This window comes from Flagellimonas sp. B-3 (assembly GCF_056857835.1).
In genome coordinates, this window is the sequence record NZ_JBSXNW010000016.1 from 60,989 (window position 1) to 78,281 (window position 17,293).

Sequence of the window (17,293 nt, forward strand, 5' to 3'; positions counted from 1 at the left end):
TGTTACTTCTGTTCTTTGTTTTTAAAATGGGTTACTGCCCAATCACTCACTAAATAGGCAAAACCGATAATGGAGGAAAATGCAGCCATGGTTAAGGCGGCATAGCTTTTTTCTTTGGCGCCACTGGTCATTTTGTTCATGGCGGCGATGGCCTTTTCGGAATACTCGTTTAAATCCACAAAGCCATTTCCGTTGAGATCGTATTTGCTGGCATAATCCGAAATGAATTGCCAACGTATTTCAACATAGATTAAAAGAGCTGCATATAGGGAGAAGACCAAAAGGCCACTCTTCCAAAGACCTTTTAGGTAAGGGTTGCTTACTTTCTTTAGTGTAAAACCAAAAAAGGCAATAGCGCAAATCCCCAACAATATGCCAATTTGATTATAGTTCATAATCAACCAAGGTTTGCTACTGGAATGTTTTCTTTACCTCTTCGGCACCTTTGATTACTTTTTCCTTAAGTCCCTCTTTATAGGAAATAATGTTGTCCATAATATCACTATTGGAGCTTCCGATAATCTGTGCCGCAAGAATTCCGGCATTTTTTGCTCCGTTTAAAGCTACGGTGGCCACGGGAACCCCACCGGGCATTTGTAAAATGGACAGGACGGAATCCCAACCATCAATGGAATTGCTACTTTTTACGGGAACTCCGATAACAGGAAGGGGCGATAACGATGCTACCATTCCCGGTAAATGTGCTGCTCCACCGGCCCCGGCAATAATTACGGAATAGCCATTGGTGTGGGCACTTTTACTAAAGCTGAAGAGTTTTTCTGGGGTCCTGTGGGCGGACACAATGTCCACGTCCACATCAACGCCCAATTCTTTCAATATATCAATGGCGTCTTGCATAACGGGAAGGTCACTTGTGCTTCCCATAATTACGGCTACTTTTTTCATAAAATTCCAATCTTTAAATTCCAATAACTAAACTTGAACGTGTCACTTGATCTTTGAAATTTGATTATTGCTGTTTGTTCGTTACCACTTTAATGGTTTCCTTCACTTTTTGGGCTACTTCCCGAGCTCTGGCCATATTCTCGTCCACAATGGTTACATGACCCATTTTACGAAACGGACGGGTTTGTTTTTTACCATAAATGTGCGGTGTAACCCCATCCATCCCCAATATTTCTTCGATGTTCTCGTAAACCACATCACCTGTATGGTCTTCGGCCCCTACCAAATTGACCATAATTCCGGCCACTTTGCTGTCCGTTTTTCCGAGTGGCAGGCCTAAAATGGCACGGATATGTTGCTCAAACTGGTTGGTGTATGCTGCTTCAATACTGTAATGTCCGCTATTGTGTGGTCTTGGGGCGGATTCGTTCACCAGAATTTGGTCATCCTTGGTCTGAAACATTTCCACGGCCAACAATCCCACGTGCTTTATATGCTCCGAAACTCTTAAGGCAACTTCTTGAGCCTTTTTGGCCACGGCAGCATCAATTCTTGCAGGGCAGATAACGTATTCCACTTGATTGGCCTCGGGATGAAATTCCATTTCCACCACGGGATAGGTTTTTACCTCGCCCTTGGCGTTCCGTGCTACCACAACGGCCAATTCATTTTTAAAATCGATCATTTTTTCGGCAATGCATTCCACATTGGGCAGGTCCTTAAGATCCTCCATCTTGCGGACCACCTTTACACCCTGTCCGTCGTACCCAAATTGGGCACTTTTCCAAACAAATGGAAGGGAAAGCCCTCCGTTGCTAATGCTGTCTTCAATTTCAGAGGTATAGGCAAACCGTGTAAAAGGAGCTGTTGGAATACCGTGGTCGGTATAAAACAATTTCTGGACCGCTTTATTTTGAATGGTCCTCAAGGTTTTTGTTGGTGGATAGACTTTGATTCCCTCGTGTTCCAACTTTTCAAGGGCGTCCACATTTACGTTTTCAATCTCTATGGTGAGGACATCCACATCCTTCCCAAAATTGTAGACGGTATTAAAATCCATCAAACTACCTTGAACAAAATCGTTGCAGGCTATTTTGCAAGGAGCTTCGGCCGAAGCATCCATCACCTTGGTTTGTATGTCCCATTTTCGGGTTTCGTAGAGCATCATTTTGCCCAATTGTCCACCACCTAAAATCCCTAATTTAAAGTCGGAAGAGAAAAATTGCATTGATTTGTAAATTGAATGTCAGCAAAAATACATGAAATCCACGAGGCTATAAAAGATGTGAGGGCTTAGCAGCTTTAAAAATATTATCTTTGCCAACCTGACCATAACTTGAGAACATTGATTAAGCTCCACGATAAGTTTTTTAAGCCCTATATAAAAGAAGAGGAAATCCTTGCGGCCATAGCTAAAATGGCCAAGGAAATTGCTGCCGATTACAAGGATGAAACACCCTTGTTCGTAGGGGTGCTCAATGGGGCCTTTATGTTTGTAGCAGATTTTCTTAAAGCTTACCAGCATCCCTGCGAGGTTTCTTTTGTAAGGTTGAGTTCTTATCAGGGTTTAACATCAACAGGAATTGTAGAGACCCTTTTGGATGTTCCTGATGAAATTGAAGGAAAGAGCGTTATTATTTTGGAAGATGTTGTGGATACAGGCCGAACCTTGAAAGAGTTGGTCCATCTATTCTCCAATACCAATGTGAAAGAGTTTAAAATCGGCACACTATTTTATAAGTCGGATGTGTACAATGGTGAATATGCCATAGATTATGTGGGTCTGGAGATCCCCGACCATTTTATTGTGGGGTATGGGCTGGATTATAACGAGTTGGGCCGAAATCTAAGAGAAGTTTACCAATTAAATCAAACAGATATGATTAACCTAGTGCTTTTTGGAAAGCCAGGAGCAGGAAAAGGTACCCAAGCAGGGTTCCTAAAGGAAAAGTATAATTTGAAACATATTTCTACTGGAGATGTGTTCCGTTACAACATTAAAAACGGAACCGAGCTTGGCAAGTTGGCCAAGTCTTACATTGATAAAGGTGATTTGGTGCCAGATGAAGTAACCATAGATATGCTAAAAGACGAAGTGGAGAAAAGTCCAGAGGCGGCAGGTTTTATTTTTGATGGATTTCCGCGAACCGCTGCTCAGGCAGAAGCATTGGACAATTTCTTGGAATCCAAGGACATGAAAATAAATGCAACCATCGCCCTTGAAGCAGAGGATGATGTTTTGGTAGCCCGCTTGTTGGAGCGCGGCAAAAGTAGCGGCCGTTCCGATGATCAAGACGAGAGCAAGATCCGTAACCGTTTTGACGAATACAACGAGAAAACGGCTCCCTTAAAAGCATATTACGAAAAGCAGGGGAAATTCCACTCTGTAAACGGAATAGGAGAGATTGATGAGATTACCGAGCGTTTGAGCAAAGTGATCGACTCCTTGTAATTGATTCCCAACAAAGACTTTATATATTAAAATATGACCGAAGGAAATTTTGTCGATTATGTAAAGGTGCACATTTCTTCTGGAAACGGAGGTAAAGGTTCTGCGCATTTACGTCGCGAAAAGTATGTGGCCAAAGGTGGTCCCGATGGTGGTGATGGTGGTCGCGGAGGTCATGTTATAGTCAAAGGGAACAAAAACTTGTGGACGCTGGTCCATTTCAAGTTTAAAAAGCATTTTAAAGCAGGCCACGGCGAGCACGGAAGCAAAAGCCGCAGCACCGGGGCCGATGGCGAGGATGTGTATTTGGAAGTGCCTTTGGGCACCGTGGTAAGGGATACCGAAACCAATGAGATACTTTTTGAGATCACTGAGGACGGCGAAGAAAAAATTGTACTCGAAGGCGGTATGGGCGGTTTGGGGAACTGGCATTTTAAAAGTGCCACCAATCAAACCCCAAGGTATGCCCAGCCCGGCATTAAGGGGCAAGAAGGACATCTTACCCTGGAATTAAAAGTTTTGGCCGATGTCGGTCTTGTAGGCTTTCCCAATGCGGGAAAATCCACCCTACTCTCCGTAATGACTTCGGCAAAGCCTAAAATTGCCAATTACGAGTTTACTACCTTAAAACCCAACTTGGGCATTGTGGAATATCGAGACTTTCAAAGTTTTGTAATGGCCGATATTCCAGGGATTATTGAAGGTGCTGCCGAAGGCAAGGGATTGGGACACTATTTTTTGCGCCATATTGAACGCAATGCCACATTGTTGTTTTTGATTCCAGCGGATAGTAAGGACATCAGTCAGGAGTACAACATACTTTTGGATGAGCTTAGAAGGTACAATCCGGAATTGTTGGACAAGGAAAGATTGGTGGCCATTTCCAAATGCGATATGCTGGACCAGGAACTTATTGATGAAATGGATGAGGACATGAAAGAGGATTTTAAGGATGTTCCGTATATGTTCATATCATCGGTAAGTGGATTGGGAATACAACAGCTTAAGGATAGACTTTGGAAGTTGTTGAACGAATAACACTCTGCTATATGCCATCTAATCAATATATTGATTAAATTTAGGAGAACCCAAAAGTCTCATCATGCGGTATTTGCTTTCCATAATATTGGTTTCGGCACTAATGTCTTGTAGTTCCGTTAAGGTGAATTATGACTACGATAAGGAGGTAGATTTTTCAAATTACTCCACATACAATTATTATTCTGACATGGAATCTGGGCTGAGCCAATTGGATGAAAAACGGCTACTTCGTGCTATGGATTCAACCTTAAAAACAAGGGGTTACCGATTGGCCGAGGAACCGGAACTCTTCATCAACATTATGGGCTATGAATACAGGGGCGCCTCAAATAATAACGTAGGCGTAGGAATTGGTGGCGGTGGCAGAAATGTAGGTGGGGGTATATCCGTAGGATTGCCCTTGGGCGGTTCCAACATGCAGCGCAGCATTCAGTTTGATTTGGTGGACGCGCAAAGGGATGCCCTTGTTTGGCAGGCTGTGGCCGAGAGCGGATTCCGGGAAAATGCTTCTCCCAGTGTTAGGGAAGACAAACTTAGGAACCTGGTAAAAAAGGTATTTTCCAAATTTCCCCCAAAGGTGAAATAGCCTTTAAAACCAGTTTGTTACGGGTTTTTTAGCCAAAATTTAATGATTTTACCGTTCGGTCGGGCAAAATTACCACTTGTCATAAATCACTTCATCAGGCAAGAGAGGTCCTGTATTTTAGCTTCAGAAATAAATTCTAAAACACAAAAGTTATGATAGCACTAGCCAAATTGATTATTTCACTTTTAGTAAGTATTATTTTATAATCTGTCCGAACAGTCACAAAATTCATTAATATGAGAAAGCTGAACACAACACAAAAAGTTGTTTTTGCCATGGGGATCCTTAGCTTACTAATAGGGGTTTTCGGAAGATTCAATGCGTGGGAATACATGGAATACTTTCCATTTTTCTATTCGGGCATAACCATGATGTGGATTGCATTTCTACCTCAGAAAAAGGCGTGTTGCAACCCTTTTAAAAGAAAATCGGTACAAAAACCCTAGTATAGCCAATACTGTATTGGTTTAATGTAAATTTGGGCAAATCTGGCCCAATGGAATGGAATTAAGTTCTCGTAAAAGAAATATAGCATTTTGGACCCTTCAATTATTGGGGTGGGGTTTTATTAACTCCATAGCAGCGTTGATTCCCCAGAATATTAGTATAGAGATGACCATTTTTTCGGTGGTCGTCGGAATTTTTATAGGTATTTTCTCCACTTCGATGCTGCGCTGGTACCTTAAAAGAAATGTACATTTTGATTCTTTCGGAGGCAAAGAAGTCATTAAAATTATTGTGTCCACCTTGGTGGCTTCTACAATTTTTGGGCTTTTAAATGTATTTTTCGGATATATCTACATAAAATTTGGTCCAGAACTGACAGAGACGGAATTGCACATGTTCGAAGGCTATGACAAAATCATGGTGCAAGTACTTAATTCGGTCTTTTTGGTCGGGGCTTGGGCAATTACCTATTTGGTCATCAAACTGCTTTTAAAACTAAATCAGAACAGGATAGAGCGGTTGGAGTTGAACACTAGCTTGAAACAAGCTCAGTTAAACACCTTAAAAGGACAAATCAACCCACACTTTATGTTCAATAGCCTCAACAATATACGTGGTTTAATGCTGGAAGATGTGGAAAAATCTAGGGAAATGCTCACCAAGCTCTCCGAGATTATTCGATACTCCCTTACTAAGAACAACATTAACGATATCCCCGTTCGTGAAGAATTGGAGGTAGTGGATAACTATATCGACCTGTCTAAAATACAGTTCGAGGATCGTTTGGAGTTTGTAAAACAGGTAGAGGAGAATACATTGGACCTTAGGATTCCGCCCATGATCATTCAATTACTGATAGAAAATGCAGTCAAGCACGGTATTTCCAACCTTAAAAATGGAGGCCGGATTCTGTTGGCCATCTTCAAGAAGAACAACGATTTGTTTATTGAGGTGCGGAATACGGGAAAACTGAATATTTCGAAGGATTCCACCAAACTGGGATTGAAAAACATCGAACAGCGCTTAAAGTTGTTGTATGCCGATAGTGCGTCCTTTAAATTGGAAGAAGTATCGGATGAAGTAGTGGCACAAATCATAATTCCCTTGGCATGAAGATCAGAGCGGTAATAGTTGAAGACTCCAGATTGGCTCGTAATGAGCTCAAGGAACTCATTAAATTACACGATGATTTAGAGTTGGTGGGAGAAGCAAGCAACGTAGATGAAGGTGCGGAACTTATCGATTCCGAATCCCCGGATTTATTGTTCCTCGACATCAATATGCCCGAGAAGGATGGTTTTGACCTTTTGGAGATGCTGGACGACGTTCCAATTACCGTTTTTACCACGGCCTACGACGAGTATGCCATAAAATCCTTTGAATACAATGCCTTGGATTATTTGCTAAAGCCCGTTAGCAATAAACGCTTTGATATGGCTCTGGAAAAGGTTCGCGCCAAGATGGCGTCCAAACAGGAAAACACATCCACGGATAAAAAACTGACGGAGAACAGTCAAATTTTTATAAAGGATGGCGAATCTTGTTGGTTGATGAAGATAGGCGATATTTCCTTGTTCGAAATTGTGGGCAATTACACCCGTGTATTCTTTGATGACAAGAAACCCATGTTGTACAAGTCACTTAACCAAGTAGAGGAAAAATTGCCGGAAGATTCTTTTTTTAGGGCGAACCGTCAGCAAATTGTCAATACCAACTATATAGAAAATGTGGTACCATGGTTCAATGGTAAACTAAAGCTTACCCTAAAAAACGGAGAAGAAGTGGAGGTGTCCCGCAGACAATCCTACATTTTTAAAGATCGTATGAGTTTATAATAAGAAAATGGTTTAAAAAGTATTGGAACTTGGGTCTTGTCAGGTTGAGCGCAGTCGAAACCTATTGATTATCAGGGTTCAAAGGATTATCGACTGCGCTCGAATTGACAGAAAGATGTCTTTTTGTTTTAAGCCCTTAAAAGTTCCTTATACCTATCCTTGTATCCATATAGAACAGCAATGTTCAATATCAGTAGGGCAAGAGCGGGGGGGAGGCCATCTGGCGAGAGCGTGATGTGGAACAAAACAGCGTTTACGGCAACGCTCATCAAAATTAACGCCATGAGGGCGCCATACTTGTTAAAGATCAGGGCAAGCCCGGTCAATACCTCGACCACGGCCACTAATTTTAGGGTGTAAGTGGATGACAGGGCACCAAAATAGTTCATGACCGCTTCGGGCATTTCGCCACCCGCAGGTAGAAAGTTTAAAAACTTGTTTAGTCCGAACACTAGGACAAAAAGCCCCAAAAGTATGCGGACCACCAAAAAAACTTTTGAATTCATAGAGTTGAATTTTTATTGGTTACTCAATAAAAGTATTCAAAAAATGAATATCTGATAGTTTTTATAGGGTTTAATTTGTTATAAATCAGTTTTTTAAAGAGATTTTAGCAGTCCTCCATCAATAGGAATATTGGTTCCGGTAATGAAAGCGGCTTGTTCCGAAGCCAAAAATGCCACTAAATAACCATACTCCTTAGGGTCGCCTATCCGTTTTACAGGAACCTGTTCTTCCATGTTGGCACGCACCTCATCTGGGGAAATTCCTAATTTTTCAGCTTTTTTGGCGTTCAATTGGGCAATTCGGTCCGTGTCGAAATAACCAGTTAAGGTACTGTTTACCGTAATACCATCTTTGGCCACATCGTAAGCCAGACTTTTTGCCCATGTAACCACAGCAGCTCGAATGGTATTGGATAATGCCAAATAATTTAACGGCTCTTTGACAGAAATGGAGGCAATGTTGATGATCCTGCCCCATTGGTTTTTTTGCATGTACTTTAAGGCCAGTTCTGTGGTAAAAACAACCGATTTAAATAAAAGATCAAAAGCTTTCTGATAATCCTCAACATTCTTTTCCAATGCCCCACCACCTTCGGGACCTTGGGTGTTGTTCACCAAGATATCGATGGTGTTGTGTTCAAAAAAAGTGGAAATAGTGGATTTGTACGTTTCAAAATCGGAAAAATCGACCACTAAATATTGGTGTTTTTGTCCTTGACTTGTATCCATTTCTTCCACAATGGCCTGCATACGTTCTTCGCTACGGGCCATTAGGGTCACACTGGCCCCGCTTTCGGCCAATTGCCGGGCGATGGCTTCTCCAATGCCTTTGCTGCTTCCGCCCACAAGGGCATTTTTTCCTTTGAGTGAAATGTTCATGCTTATCTATATTCTTCCCGAACGGGGCTAAAAATATCCATTAATTTGCAGGGTGTCAATGCTTTTCCGCTATGCGGGGCGTTGGATGGAATAATCACTACATCGCCCGGTCCATACGTGTTTTTTTCGCCATTCAAGGTAAACTCAAAAGCGCCTTCTACTACGTGCATGATCTGTTCATGATCGTGTTGGTGTTCGGGTACTTCTGCATCTTTTTCCACATCCCAAAATACCCAGCTCATGCGTTCGCCGTGCACCAATTTTCCGTGGTAGCCGGGCATTATTTCCTTAGGTTTGATCTCTGATAGGTTCATTGTGCTATTTTATGGAAAAATAGCAATAACTTAAATAAAATTATAGCCGAAAGGATAATTTGTTCATCCGGTTAATTCCATTCCAAAATAGTGAATTCACATCTCCTATTTTGCTCGTGGTCTTGCTCACTGCAATCATTTTCTGTTTTACATTCAACCAGAGGTTCGGATTCTCCATATCCCTTGGCGACCACTCTATTTTTATCTATACCGTTTTCAATTAAAAAATCTTTTACCGAGTTGGCTCGTTTTTGTGATAGCCCCAGATTGTAACTCTCATTTCCCCTATTATCAGTATGTGTTCCGACTTCAATTTTTATGTTTGGGTATTTTTTCATGGTCCTCACAACTATTCCCAATCTATTTCTTACATCTTTTCTTAAGTACCAAAGGTTGTAATCAAAATGTATTTGTTGGGTTTTTATAAAAATCCTGTCATTTTTCTGCATAAGGGCATCGTCTTCGTTTACGAGCCTTGCTATTTTGTCTTCCTCTGTTTCTTTTGAGGGGCTTTTCTCTTTTTGTGGAATGTTTAATGTCAATTGCAAGGAGCCATCCAAGGTTTTATCACGCTCTTTGGTGCTTTGTATGTTTTTTGAGTTATTCTGATATCCATCTTTGTTGCCAAATAGGGTATAGTTTGATGCACAATCAATTTTAAAATTGAACATAGCTTTTTCATCCGTTTGGATTTCTTTCAAAACATTTCCTTGGCTGTCAATTAATTTGATGGTCCCGTTTGCAATGGGTTGTTTGGTCAATTTATCGGTAAGTGTCCCGGCAATGAATTGTTGGCATTCTTCAATTACAAGCGGTTTGGTCTCGGTGAAGGAATAGATATCATCACTGCCCTTGCCAGATGGTCGATTGGATGAGAAATATCCTTTTTTTGGCGTGTGGAACGAAATGGCAAAATCATCATATCCACTATTTACTGGCAACCCTACGTTATCAGGTTTTTCATGGCTTCCAGATTTGTATTTGGAAATAAAAATATCCAGAAGACCAAATCCTGGATGGCCATTTGAGGCAAAGTAAAGATTGTTTTGTGCATCCAAAAAGGGGAACTGTTCCTTCTTGTCCGTATTGATGGATGATCCGAGATTCGCTGGATTGCTGTAAGATCCATCGGAAATGATATCCACGCTATACAGATCAAATGAACCGTAACCGCCAGGACGGTCGGAGGAAAAGTAAAGTTTGGTCTCATCATGGCTCAATGCTGGATGCTCGGTGGAATGGTCGTCACTATTGAAAGGCAATTCCGTAATATTCGACCATTCTTTGCCAGACCACTCTGCTTTGTACAATTTTAGATTGGAAATCTTCTTGTCGTCCGTTCTTTTCCTTCCTTTAATAAAATTATTTCGGGTAAAATAAATTGTTTTTCGGTCTTTGGTCATGGCAAAAGTCCCCTCGTGCATTTTGGTGTTTACCTTACCGGGAAGGCTTTTGCTAAAACTATCATTTTGGTTGATTTTATCCATGGGGTGGGTATAAATATCCAGATAGTTTTGATTGTTCCATCGATATACTTTTTTTAATGATGCGTTCTTTTTTTTGGCCGCGGTATAAATCAAGTTGGAATCGATTTGCATGGCGGCGAATTCCGAAGCGGCTGTATTCAATGGGAGGTTTTGAATGGTAAATCTATCTCCAATAGCTTCAATATTGTTAAGGTATAGACTGTTTTGCCTCATATTGTTGATTGATACCGAATCTCCCAAACGCTGATAATATTCTTGCAATGCTTTTTCAGCTTCTTGATACTTGCCTATGGCCTTTAAAGATTGGTTAAGCTTGAAATAATAGGAAGCATCAACATTTTTGCCCGACCTTGAGGTTAAGGTCTTGTACCATCTTGCAGCGGAATGCATGTTGTAGGTTCGGTAATAGGCATCTGCCAGGTTTTGTAAAACTTGTTGGCTTTGATTGGTTGATAATAATTGCTCATAAAGTGGTATTGCATCACTATAAAAAGCTCTTTCGAAATAGGTGTTGGCGCGTTCCAGTTCTTGTTGTGCAAAAACGGATTGTAAGCTTGTTAGGATGATAATCAAGAGTATTTTTTTCATGGTCTTAATAGAATCTGGGTGATTTATCATATCCTTTTTTAAGTCCTAGCAGGTCGAGGTCGAAAAGGGCAAAGATTTCGTGTGACCCGGAACTGAAGCTTCCCAAGTTGGAGAGGGTATAGTCGTAAGCGTAGCCAATTCTAATGGCAGGCATTACCGAAACATTGAACATGGCGCTCACGGCATCGCCCCATCTGTAGGAAAGCCCTGTTTCAAACTTATTGTTGAACAACAGATTGATGGAGGTGTCCAAAGAAATGGGCGAACCTTCCACCATTTTGGTCATCACTGAAGGTTTTATCTTCAAGTCCGGGTTTATGGTGTACACATAGCCCGAAGTGAAAAACAGATGTATTTCTTCAGAACCTATTCTTTTTACCCCATCTTGGTTATCAATATGTTTGGATGTGAGTAGGTTTGGAGCTGAAATGCCCGCATAAAAGTTGGGCCTGTTGTAGAAAACGCCTACCCCGACATTGGGGAAAACACTGTTTATGTTTTCATTAAAAGCATCGTCATCTTGATATTCTGGTAGTTTAAGATCATTGAAATTGGTTTCGAAAGTGGTTATGCCCCCTTTTAGCCCCAGCGCCAAATTACTGTGATTGTCCAGTTGTAAGGTGTAAGCAAAATCAGCATTTATATTGTTTTCCGAAAGTACGCCATCCCCAATGTCATCCTTAATAATAGATATTCCCGTTTCCACTTTATTGCTCAAGGTAGCATGGGCAAAAAAGGTCAATGTTTCTGGGGCGCCCTCAACATTTTGCCATTGCGACCTATATAGGGCCCCAAAGTTTATAAGGCCTTTTTCATTGGTGGTGTATGCTGGATTAATGATGCTCAAGTTGTACATATATTGGGTGTACTGGGGGTCTTGTTGCGATTTTGCGCCCAATGAACACAACAAAAACAACAAAAGGGCTTGTATTCTTTTCATGGATTTACTTGCTTATCGGTTTAGGTATAATCTTCCTTGTTTTGGGTCGTATCCTTCTCGGTTGAAGTTTATAATATAGAAGTAGACCCCGTTGGGAACGGTTTTTCCGCCCGGCCCTGTACCGTCCCAGGCAGGCTTGGATACATTGCCCTTAAATAGCGAGTTTCCATATCTGTTAAAGATTTCCAAGGTGAAACCGGGGAAGATAATTTCAATATTGGGAATGTAGTAAGTATCGTTTCTGCCATCGTTGTTGGGAGAAAATGCGTCTGGAATAAAAAAGCCATACTTTTCTGGGTCACAATTGTTCAGGTCGACCGTTACGGGAACCCGATTTGTGTTGATACATCCAGTTTCAATATCGTAACTCTGGGCGTAGTAAACAGTATCGTCCTCCAAAAGTTCGTAACTGGGCAGTGCTATGCCTCCTTCGGCAACATTGAACCATTCCACTTCGGCCTCGATGGCATTTTCAAGATTTTTCAGTTCTGCCACGGTCGGGTTGTCCAGCGCACAGACCAAGAGTTCATCGGAAATTAAATCGGGCAATGGCGGTTGAACCACTATTGGTGTAATTTCCAATCTGGTGTCGCTTTCACAAAATCCATCCAATTGTCCGGCAGCAAAGTAGGATTGTCCATCAACAAGAATTTCGTCAGGAGACAAAGGGGTTCCTCCTGAATCGGTATCGTACCAAACAATACTTTCACCATTTGGTGTGGCTATTTCCAAATCTGCCAAGGTGAAGTTTTCCGATGCACAAAGAATTGGAACTGTTTCGTTTGCAGTTGGGGTATCTGCCATTAACAGTGATACGTGTACCCTAGTTCTCTCCTCACTGGCGCAATTGTTGTTTTCATCGGAGCTAATGATGTAGTAATCTTCTCCATTTTCTAAAGGTGTGGTAATCGGTAAAGCTTCTTGACTATCAACGGTTGGGTAAAATGCGATGGAACCCGTAGTGCTGACATTGATGTCTTCCAATGTTGGAACACCTTCATTAAGGCAAAAGGATTGTTGCTCGTCTGCTTCTACTACAATAGGTTCCCCACCAATGGAAAATCCTTCCTGTAGCTCAAATTCAAATTGTAGTCTACAGGGTGTTGAATCATCTTGGGTGCTTTTCAATACTACGATGTAATCTCCATCAGGAAGATTGGCAATGTCGATACCATAAACAGCGACACCTCCACCAAAGTTGATGGTATTGTCCGTTAAGATTGACTGGGTGTTTTGTTCAATTACTTCGTAATCTATGGTGTAACTCCCGTTGGGAAGTGTTGGGGCATTCACAAGTACATCAATGGATGTTGCATCACAGTTATTGTCCACCGCAATATCCAAATCGATTTCTTCGGGAATAGGCAGTATCTGTACTCCTGTGTTGATGGTACAACCAATCTCATAGCTGTCCTCTACCGTGATTTCCACGGTATATGGACCAGAAAGGTTTAAGTGTTCCGAAGGAATTTCAAATGTGGCGGAACCATCAGAAAACGCAACATTCTGTTCCGATAAGTTCTCAATAGAATTATCGGGAAGGGTTAATGAGTAATTTATGTTGTGCACTTCGTTGGAAGGATTGGCCATTGGGTCCAAAATGTTCTCCAAATGGATGTCCATTGCATTATCTGGACATACATTTTCGCTAGAAGCAATTGGGTTGGATACCAGAAATTCGGTTTGCGGGATATTAATATCGCTACATACTATCTGTTCCGGTAAAGTGCCAATAACACCAATAATGTTCAGTTGTATAGTTTCATTAATCGGCACTAGTGAAGAAGACACGTTGAATGTACCTGTTCCATTCTCCAGGGATATATTGGTGAAGTCGCTTTGTGTGCCTTCAGAACTGTCCACGCTATATTCAATTTCATATTGTCCTGGAGGTAACAATGATGGATTATAATTCAAGGTAACTTCATAGTCCGTTTCCGAACAATAGTTTTGGGAGTCCATGGAACCACTAAGTGTTGGAAGTATTATGATAAAAACCTCGGTAAAGTGTTCTGGACAAACAGGGTGCGAGGGTTGTACCGTGTAAGTAAAGCTGTAACTCCCATATCCGTGGTTGGCATTGATTTCCTCCACATTTACAAAGTGGTCGGTAAAATCATCAATTTGGTCGGTGCCGACTTCCGTCCAAATACCATTTGCATCTTCATTGCTAAGTAAATCGTTTAAATCCAGATTGGTATACCCTGATAGGTCATCAGTAGTGCATACAACCAGATTTATAGGTTCTCCGGAGTTGGGGGCTTCGTGCACTTCCAAATTTACGGTGGATTGCATACCTGGGCACGCATCCACAGCAGGAACTGTGTATGTAAAAACGTATTCACCGGGTCCCGCAGCTTGTGCATCAAAAAGATTGCCGAATAAAAAGCCTGTTTCGGTATTGGGGTCTTCCGCCCAAATACCATTAAAATCGGGAATTACCTCATCTACATCGCTGCCAAGAAATGAAAAGAGATTAACTGCAGGGTTGTCGCTGCATGCATTGGCACTGCCATCAATATTGTCTTCCCCTGCATAACCGCCCAAGTAAAGGGTGATAGTGGCAGACTCATTACAATCCTCATTGGTATACGTAAATTGATGTTCACCGGAATAATTAATTTTCCAAAGATTAACGATTCCCGTGTTTGTATCCAAAGCTCCAGCATTGGCAGAATTTGGAGTGGACCAAGTGCCGCCAGGATCGGGCGTACCGTTAAGGTTTGCGAATAAATCAAAAGTTTTATTATTGATGTCGTCGTACTTGTTGCAAACCGTAAGCATGTTATCCTCTCCAGCGCATTGGGAATATATGGCCCCTGCAAAGGCCAAGAAAAGAACAATGGTTGCCCCAAAAGCACGATAACCCAAACGGGTAAGGTCGTTTTTTGTCATTTTAAGTAGGTCAAAAGAGTTGGTTGTCAATCTGGGATAGGATTGAAAAACAACGTTGTCAAATAAAAATTAAAAACCTGTTGTGGGGTTACAACACGATTATCGTTTGAGGTTAGAAGATGCTAAACTAATAAAAAAATACGCAAGATTGGTTTGTTTGTATCCGTTGTACATTTCTCCGTACAAATTGTTTAGAAAATAGGGTTTATGGAGTTCGGTTGGCGGTACATTTAAATTGATCAGGGATTATAAGCATCTTTGTTTGTAATGGTATCCGCTTTGGCTATTTTTGCCCCATAATTAAAATCAATGCGGGTACATTTTATTGGTTTGGGCGAAGTCAATATGTTCAATTTGGCCTATGTTCTACATAAAAAAGGAGAAGCTGTAACGGGCAGCGATGAGGCGATAGAAGAATCACTTAGGCCCAAGTTGAAGGAGCAAGGACTGTTACCAACGGATATGGGGTGGTTTCCCAGTAAAATCCAAGCACAATTGGACGCCGTTGTACTGGGATCAAATGCAAAAAAAAATAATCCAGAGTTAGAAAAGGCCCAAGAATTGGGTCTAAAAATTTATTCCTATGCCGAGTTTCTGTACGAGCTGACCAAATACAAGACGCGAGTGGTCATTGCTGGAAGTCAGAGAAAAACCGGTGTAGCCTCAATGATCTTACATGTATTGGAGTATAATAATGTTGAAGTGGACTACGCATTGTCGGCCACAAATGAGATTCGTCTAACCGAGGAAAACGACTTTATTGTGATCGAGGGGGGTGATACTCCGTCGTCTGCAATGGATAATGCTCCCCAGTTTCACTTGTACCGACCCAATATTGCTTTGTTAAGTGATATTGAATGGGATGGTAAAGGGCCTTATGGAGATTTTGAAAACTACACCGAACAGTACCGCATTTTTGTGGATAGTATTGTCAAGGGCGGAAGCATTACTTATAATGATGAGGATGTCGTGGTTAAAAAACTCGTAGAAGCATCGGAAAACCCGATCAGAAAACTGCCGTATGTAACCCCGGATTATCAAGAAGAGAATGGGGAAGTCCTTCTGGATACGCCCGACGGTGAACTGCCATTGGAAACCTCAAGTGCAACAAAGTTGAGCAATTTGGCAGGGGCCAAGTGGATATGCCAACAAATGGGTGTTGACGAAGTGGAGTTCTACGAAGCGATAGCTACTTATCAATAATCCTTAAACCCCAAATTGCCTCAAGTGATGGTCCAAATGTTTGTATTGCATCTGGCCCCATTGCCCAGTGGTCAATTTTCCGCAAAAAGGATGGGGAGGCAGTTCGGTTTCGTCCCGAAGGGCATAAAATTCATCAATGAGCATTTTTAAATTGTCTTTTTCCGCAGCAAAATTACGATCGTCGGTAACCTTGTACTCTTTGGAAGTGGGCAAGCCCTGTCTCCACGGCTTGTCGTTGTAGAGCGATTCCTTAAAAAACGAAAACAAAAAACGCATGAGGACATTGGGCTTTTGAAGGGTAAGCTTGCCCAACGGCACTTTCAGGGGCTCACAGCAGTGTGCCAACATCTGCGCCACGCTCATTTTGCCCCATAAACCTTCGGAGGAATCTGAAAGTTTGTCGACCCGTGCCAAGATTTCGGTATGTGCCTCGGTATTGAAAAGGGATTTCATGATGAAGGATTTATATTGAAATTTACATAAAATTATTCTCCTATCTTTAGGCCATGCAAGAAAAACTAGCTTCCTTTTCCATTAAAAATTGGGCAGACGATGACAAGCCAAGGGAAAAACTGGTGCAAAAAGGCAGTTTTGTACTGTCTGATGCCGAGCTAATTGCCATTTTGATCGGTTCAGGTAACAGGAACGAAAGTGCCGTGGAGCTTTCCAAAAGGATTTTGGCCTCCGTGGACCATAATTTGAACGAATTGGGCAAGCTCTCGGTAAACCAATTGATGCGATTCAAAGGGATTGGAGAGGCCAAAGCCGTGAGCATTGCAGCTGCATTGGAAGTGGGTAGGAGAAGACGCTTGGAGAATACTTCCAAAATAATTAAAATACAGAGCAGTCATGACGCTTATGAACTGCTTTACCCTTTAATTGGAGAGCTTCCGCACGAGGAGTTTTGGATCGTGTATTTAAACAACTCCAATAAGGTTGTGCACAAAGCCCAGTTGAGCAAAGGGGGCATCACGGGAACCCTGGTGGATGTTAGATTGGTTTTGAGACAGGCATTGGAACTTGGAGCTGTGGGAATTATTCTCGCCCACAACCATCCATCAGGAACTTTGGAGCCAAGCACGGCCGACAAGCAGATAACCAAAAAACTAAAGACGGCCTCCGAAGCTTTGGATATAAAAATATTGGACCATTTGATTTTGGCCCGAAATCAATATGTAAGTTTTGCGGACAAAGGAATTCTATAGCCCATTTTGCCT

General features: G+C 41.7%; 17 protein-coding genes. 7 read left to right on the forward strand and 10 right to left on the reverse strand.

Annotated features, from left to right (window positions below; genetic code table 11):
* Positions 1–2: 2 nt before the first annotated feature.
* From AC13CS_RS03530 to AC13CS_RS03540, 3 genes are all read right to left on the reverse strand, one after another.
* Positions 3–395, reverse strand: coding sequence for a hypothetical protein (locus AC13CS_RS03530; RefSeq protein ID WP_293168824.1), 393 nt, complete (start codon positions 393–395; stop codon positions 3–5).
* Positions 396–411: 16 nt separating this feature from the next.
* The gene (gene purE / locus AC13CS_RS03535) at positions 412–906 is read right to left on the reverse strand and encodes a 5-(carboxyamino)imidazole ribonucleotide mutase (RefSeq protein ID WP_293168822.1); all 495 of its coding nucleotides are present in this window, start codon (positions 904–906) and stop codon (positions 412–414) included.
* A 64-nt stretch (positions 907–970) separates the two neighbouring features.
* Positions 971–2,134: a 5-(carboxyamino)imidazole ribonucleotide synthase gene (locus AC13CS_RS03540; RefSeq protein ID WP_293168820.1), complete on the reverse strand. Its 1,164-nt coding sequence runs from the start codon at positions 2,132–2,134 to the stop codon at positions 971–973.
* 117 nt (positions 2,135–2,251) lie between these two features.
* On the opposite strand from AC13CS_RS03540, the gene AC13CS_RS03545 reads away from it, so the two are divergent.
* From AC13CS_RS03545 to AC13CS_RS03565, 5 genes are all read left to right on the forward strand, one after another.
* Positions 2,252–3,358, forward strand: a complete 1,107-nt coding sequence (locus AC13CS_RS03545; RefSeq protein ID WP_293168915.1) for an adenylate kinase — start codon at positions 2,252–2,254, stop codon at positions 3,356–3,358.
* 33 nt (positions 3,359–3,391) lie between these two features.
* Positions 3,392–4,393: a GTPase ObgE gene (gene obgE / locus AC13CS_RS03550; RefSeq protein ID WP_293168818.1), complete on the forward strand. Its 1,002-nt coding sequence runs from the start codon at positions 3,392–3,394 to the stop codon at positions 4,391–4,393.
* Between the two features lie 64 nt (positions 4,394–4,457).
* Positions 4,458–4,982, forward strand: a complete 525-nt coding sequence (locus tag AC13CS_RS03555; protein WP_482888414.1) for a DUF4136 domain-containing protein — start codon at positions 4,458–4,460, stop codon at positions 4,980–4,982.
* A 501-nt stretch (positions 4,983–5,483) separates the two neighbouring features.
* Positions 5,484–6,542, forward strand: a complete 1,059-nt coding sequence (locus AC13CS_RS03560; protein ID WP_293168814.1) for a histidine kinase — start codon at positions 5,484–5,486, stop codon at positions 6,540–6,542.
* Positions 6,539–7,264: a LytR/AlgR family response regulator transcription factor gene (locus AC13CS_RS03565; RefSeq protein ID WP_482888415.1), complete on the forward strand. Its 726-nt coding sequence runs from the start codon at positions 6,539–6,541 to the stop codon at positions 7,262–7,264. The genes AC13CS_RS03560 and AC13CS_RS03565 overlap by 4 nt, the downstream gene beginning before the upstream one ends.
* 128 nt (positions 7,265–7,392) lie before the next feature.
* On the opposite strand, the gene AC13CS_RS03570 is transcribed toward AC13CS_RS03565, so the two are convergent.
* The 6 genes from AC13CS_RS03570 to AC13CS_RS03595 all read right to left on the reverse strand — a co-directional run bounded on the left by AC13CS_RS03570 (position 7,393) and on the right by AC13CS_RS03595 (position 14,873).
* Positions 7,393–7,770, reverse strand: coding sequence for a DoxX family membrane protein (locus tag AC13CS_RS03570; RefSeq protein WP_163626165.1), 378 nt, complete (start codon positions 7,768–7,770; stop codon positions 7,393–7,395).
* Positions 7,771–7,863: 93 nt separating this feature from the next.
* Positions 7,864–8,649: an SDR family oxidoreductase gene (locus AC13CS_RS03575; RefSeq protein WP_293168809.1), complete on the reverse strand. Its 786-nt coding sequence runs from the start codon at positions 8,647–8,649 to the stop codon at positions 7,864–7,866.
* A 2-nt stretch (positions 8,650–8,651) separates the two neighbouring features.
* A complete protein-coding gene (locus AC13CS_RS03580; protein WP_293168807.1) occupies positions 8,652–8,963 on the reverse strand; it encodes a cupin domain-containing protein in 312 nt (103 codons plus the stop codon).
* 71 nt (positions 8,964–9,034) lie between these two features.
* Positions 9,035–11,038: an OmpA family protein gene (locus AC13CS_RS03585; RefSeq protein ID WP_482888416.1), complete on the reverse strand. Its 2,004-nt coding sequence runs from the start codon at positions 11,036–11,038 to the stop codon at positions 9,035–9,037.
* Positions 11,039–11,042: 4 nt separating this feature from the next.
* Positions 11,043–11,978 carry a PorP/SprF family type IX secretion system membrane protein gene (locus tag AC13CS_RS03590; protein WP_482888417.1) on the reverse strand — a complete coding sequence of 312 codons (936 nt, stop codon included), beginning with the start codon at positions 11,976–11,978 and terminating at the stop codon, positions 11,043–11,045.
* A 12-nt stretch (positions 11,979–11,990) separates the two neighbouring features.
* Complete coding sequence (locus AC13CS_RS03595; protein WP_482888418.1) at positions 11,991–14,873, reverse strand: T9SS type B sorting domain-containing protein; 2,883 nt, start codon at positions 14,871–14,873, stop codon at positions 11,991–11,993.
* A gap of 309 nt (positions 14,874–15,182) precedes the next feature.
* On the opposite strand from AC13CS_RS03595, the gene AC13CS_RS03600 reads away from it, so the two are divergent.
* On the forward strand, positions 15,183–16,076 hold the full coding sequence (locus tag AC13CS_RS03600) for a Mur ligase domain-containing protein (RefSeq protein ID WP_482888419.1): 894 nt from the start codon (positions 15,183–15,185) through the stop codon (positions 16,074–16,076).
* 3 nt (positions 16,077–16,079) lie between these two features.
* Here AC13CS_RS03600 and AC13CS_RS03605 read toward each other — a convergent pair whose 3' ends face one another.
* A complete protein-coding gene (locus tag AC13CS_RS03605) occupies positions 16,080–16,529 on the reverse strand; it encodes a DUF1569 domain-containing protein (RefSeq protein ID WP_482888420.1) in 450 nt (149 codons plus the stop codon).
* A 53-nt stretch (positions 16,530–16,582) separates the two neighbouring features.
* On the opposite strand from AC13CS_RS03605, the gene radC reads away from it, so the two are divergent.
* A complete protein-coding gene (radC, locus tag AC13CS_RS03610; protein ID WP_293168795.1) occupies positions 16,583–17,281 on the forward strand; it encodes a RadC family protein in 699 nt (232 codons plus the stop codon).
* The last annotated feature ends 12 nt before the right edge of the window (positions 17,282–17,293 follow it).

What these genes read in the sequence shown, in the direction of transcription:
- AC13CS_RS03530 (WP_293168824.1), bottom strand. Translation starts at nt 395, where the DNA reads ATGAACTATAATCAAATTGGCATATTGTTGGGGATTTGCGCTATTGCC.
- purE (WP_293168822.1), bottom strand. Translation starts at nt 906, where the DNA reads ATGAAAAAAGTAGCCGTAATTATGGGAAGCACAAGTGACCTTCCCGTT.
- AC13CS_RS03540 (WP_293168820.1), bottom strand. Translation starts at nt 2,134, where the DNA reads ATGCAATTTTTCTCTTCCGACTTTAAATTAGGGATTTTAGGTGGTGGA.
- obgE (WP_293168818.1), top strand. Translation starts at nt 3,392, where the DNA reads ATGACCGAAGGAAATTTTGTCGATTATGTAAAGGTGCACATTTCTTCT.
- AC13CS_RS03555 (WP_482888414.1), top strand. Translation starts at nt 4,458, where the DNA reads ATGCGGTATTTGCTTTCCATAATATTGGTTTCGGCACTAATGTCTTGT.
- AC13CS_RS03560 (WP_293168814.1), top strand. Translation starts at nt 5,484, where the DNA reads ATGGAATTAAGTTCTCGTAAAAGAAATATAGCATTTTGGACCCTTCAA.
- AC13CS_RS03565 (WP_482888415.1), top strand. Translation starts at nt 6,539, where the DNA reads ATGAAGATCAGAGCGGTAATAGTTGAAGACTCCAGATTGGCTCGTAAT.
- AC13CS_RS03570 (WP_163626165.1), bottom strand. Translation starts at nt 7,770, where the DNA reads ATGAATTCAAAAGTTTTTTTGGTGGTCCGCATACTTTTGGGGCTTTTT.
- AC13CS_RS03575 (WP_293168809.1), bottom strand. Translation starts at nt 8,649, where the DNA reads ATGAACATTTCACTCAAAGGAAAAAATGCCCTTGTGGGCGGAAGCAGC.
- AC13CS_RS03580 (WP_293168807.1), bottom strand. Translation starts at nt 8,963, where the DNA reads ATGAACCTATCAGAGATCAAACCTAAGGAAATAATGCCCGGCTACCAC.
- AC13CS_RS03585 (WP_482888416.1), bottom strand. Translation starts at nt 11,038, where the DNA reads ATGAAAAAAATACTCTTGATTATCATCCTAACAAGCTTACAATCCGTT.
- AC13CS_RS03590 (WP_482888417.1), bottom strand. Translation starts at nt 11,978, where the DNA reads ATGAAAAGAATACAAGCCCTTTTGTTGTTTTTGTTGTGTTCATTGGGC.
- AC13CS_RS03595 (WP_482888418.1), bottom strand. Translation starts at nt 14,873, where the DNA reads ATGACAAAAAACGACCTTACCCGTTTGGGTTATCGTGCTTTTGGGGCA.
- AC13CS_RS03600 (WP_482888419.1), top strand. Translation starts at nt 15,183, where the DNA reads ATGCGGGTACATTTTATTGGTTTGGGCGAAGTCAATATGTTCAATTTG.
- AC13CS_RS03605 (WP_482888420.1), bottom strand. Translation starts at nt 16,529, where the DNA reads ATGAAATCCCTTTTCAATACCGAGGCACATACCGAAATCTTGGCACGG.
- radC (WP_293168795.1), top strand. Translation starts at nt 16,583, where the DNA reads ATGCAAGAAAAACTAGCTTCCTTTTCCATTAAAAATTGGGCAGACGAT.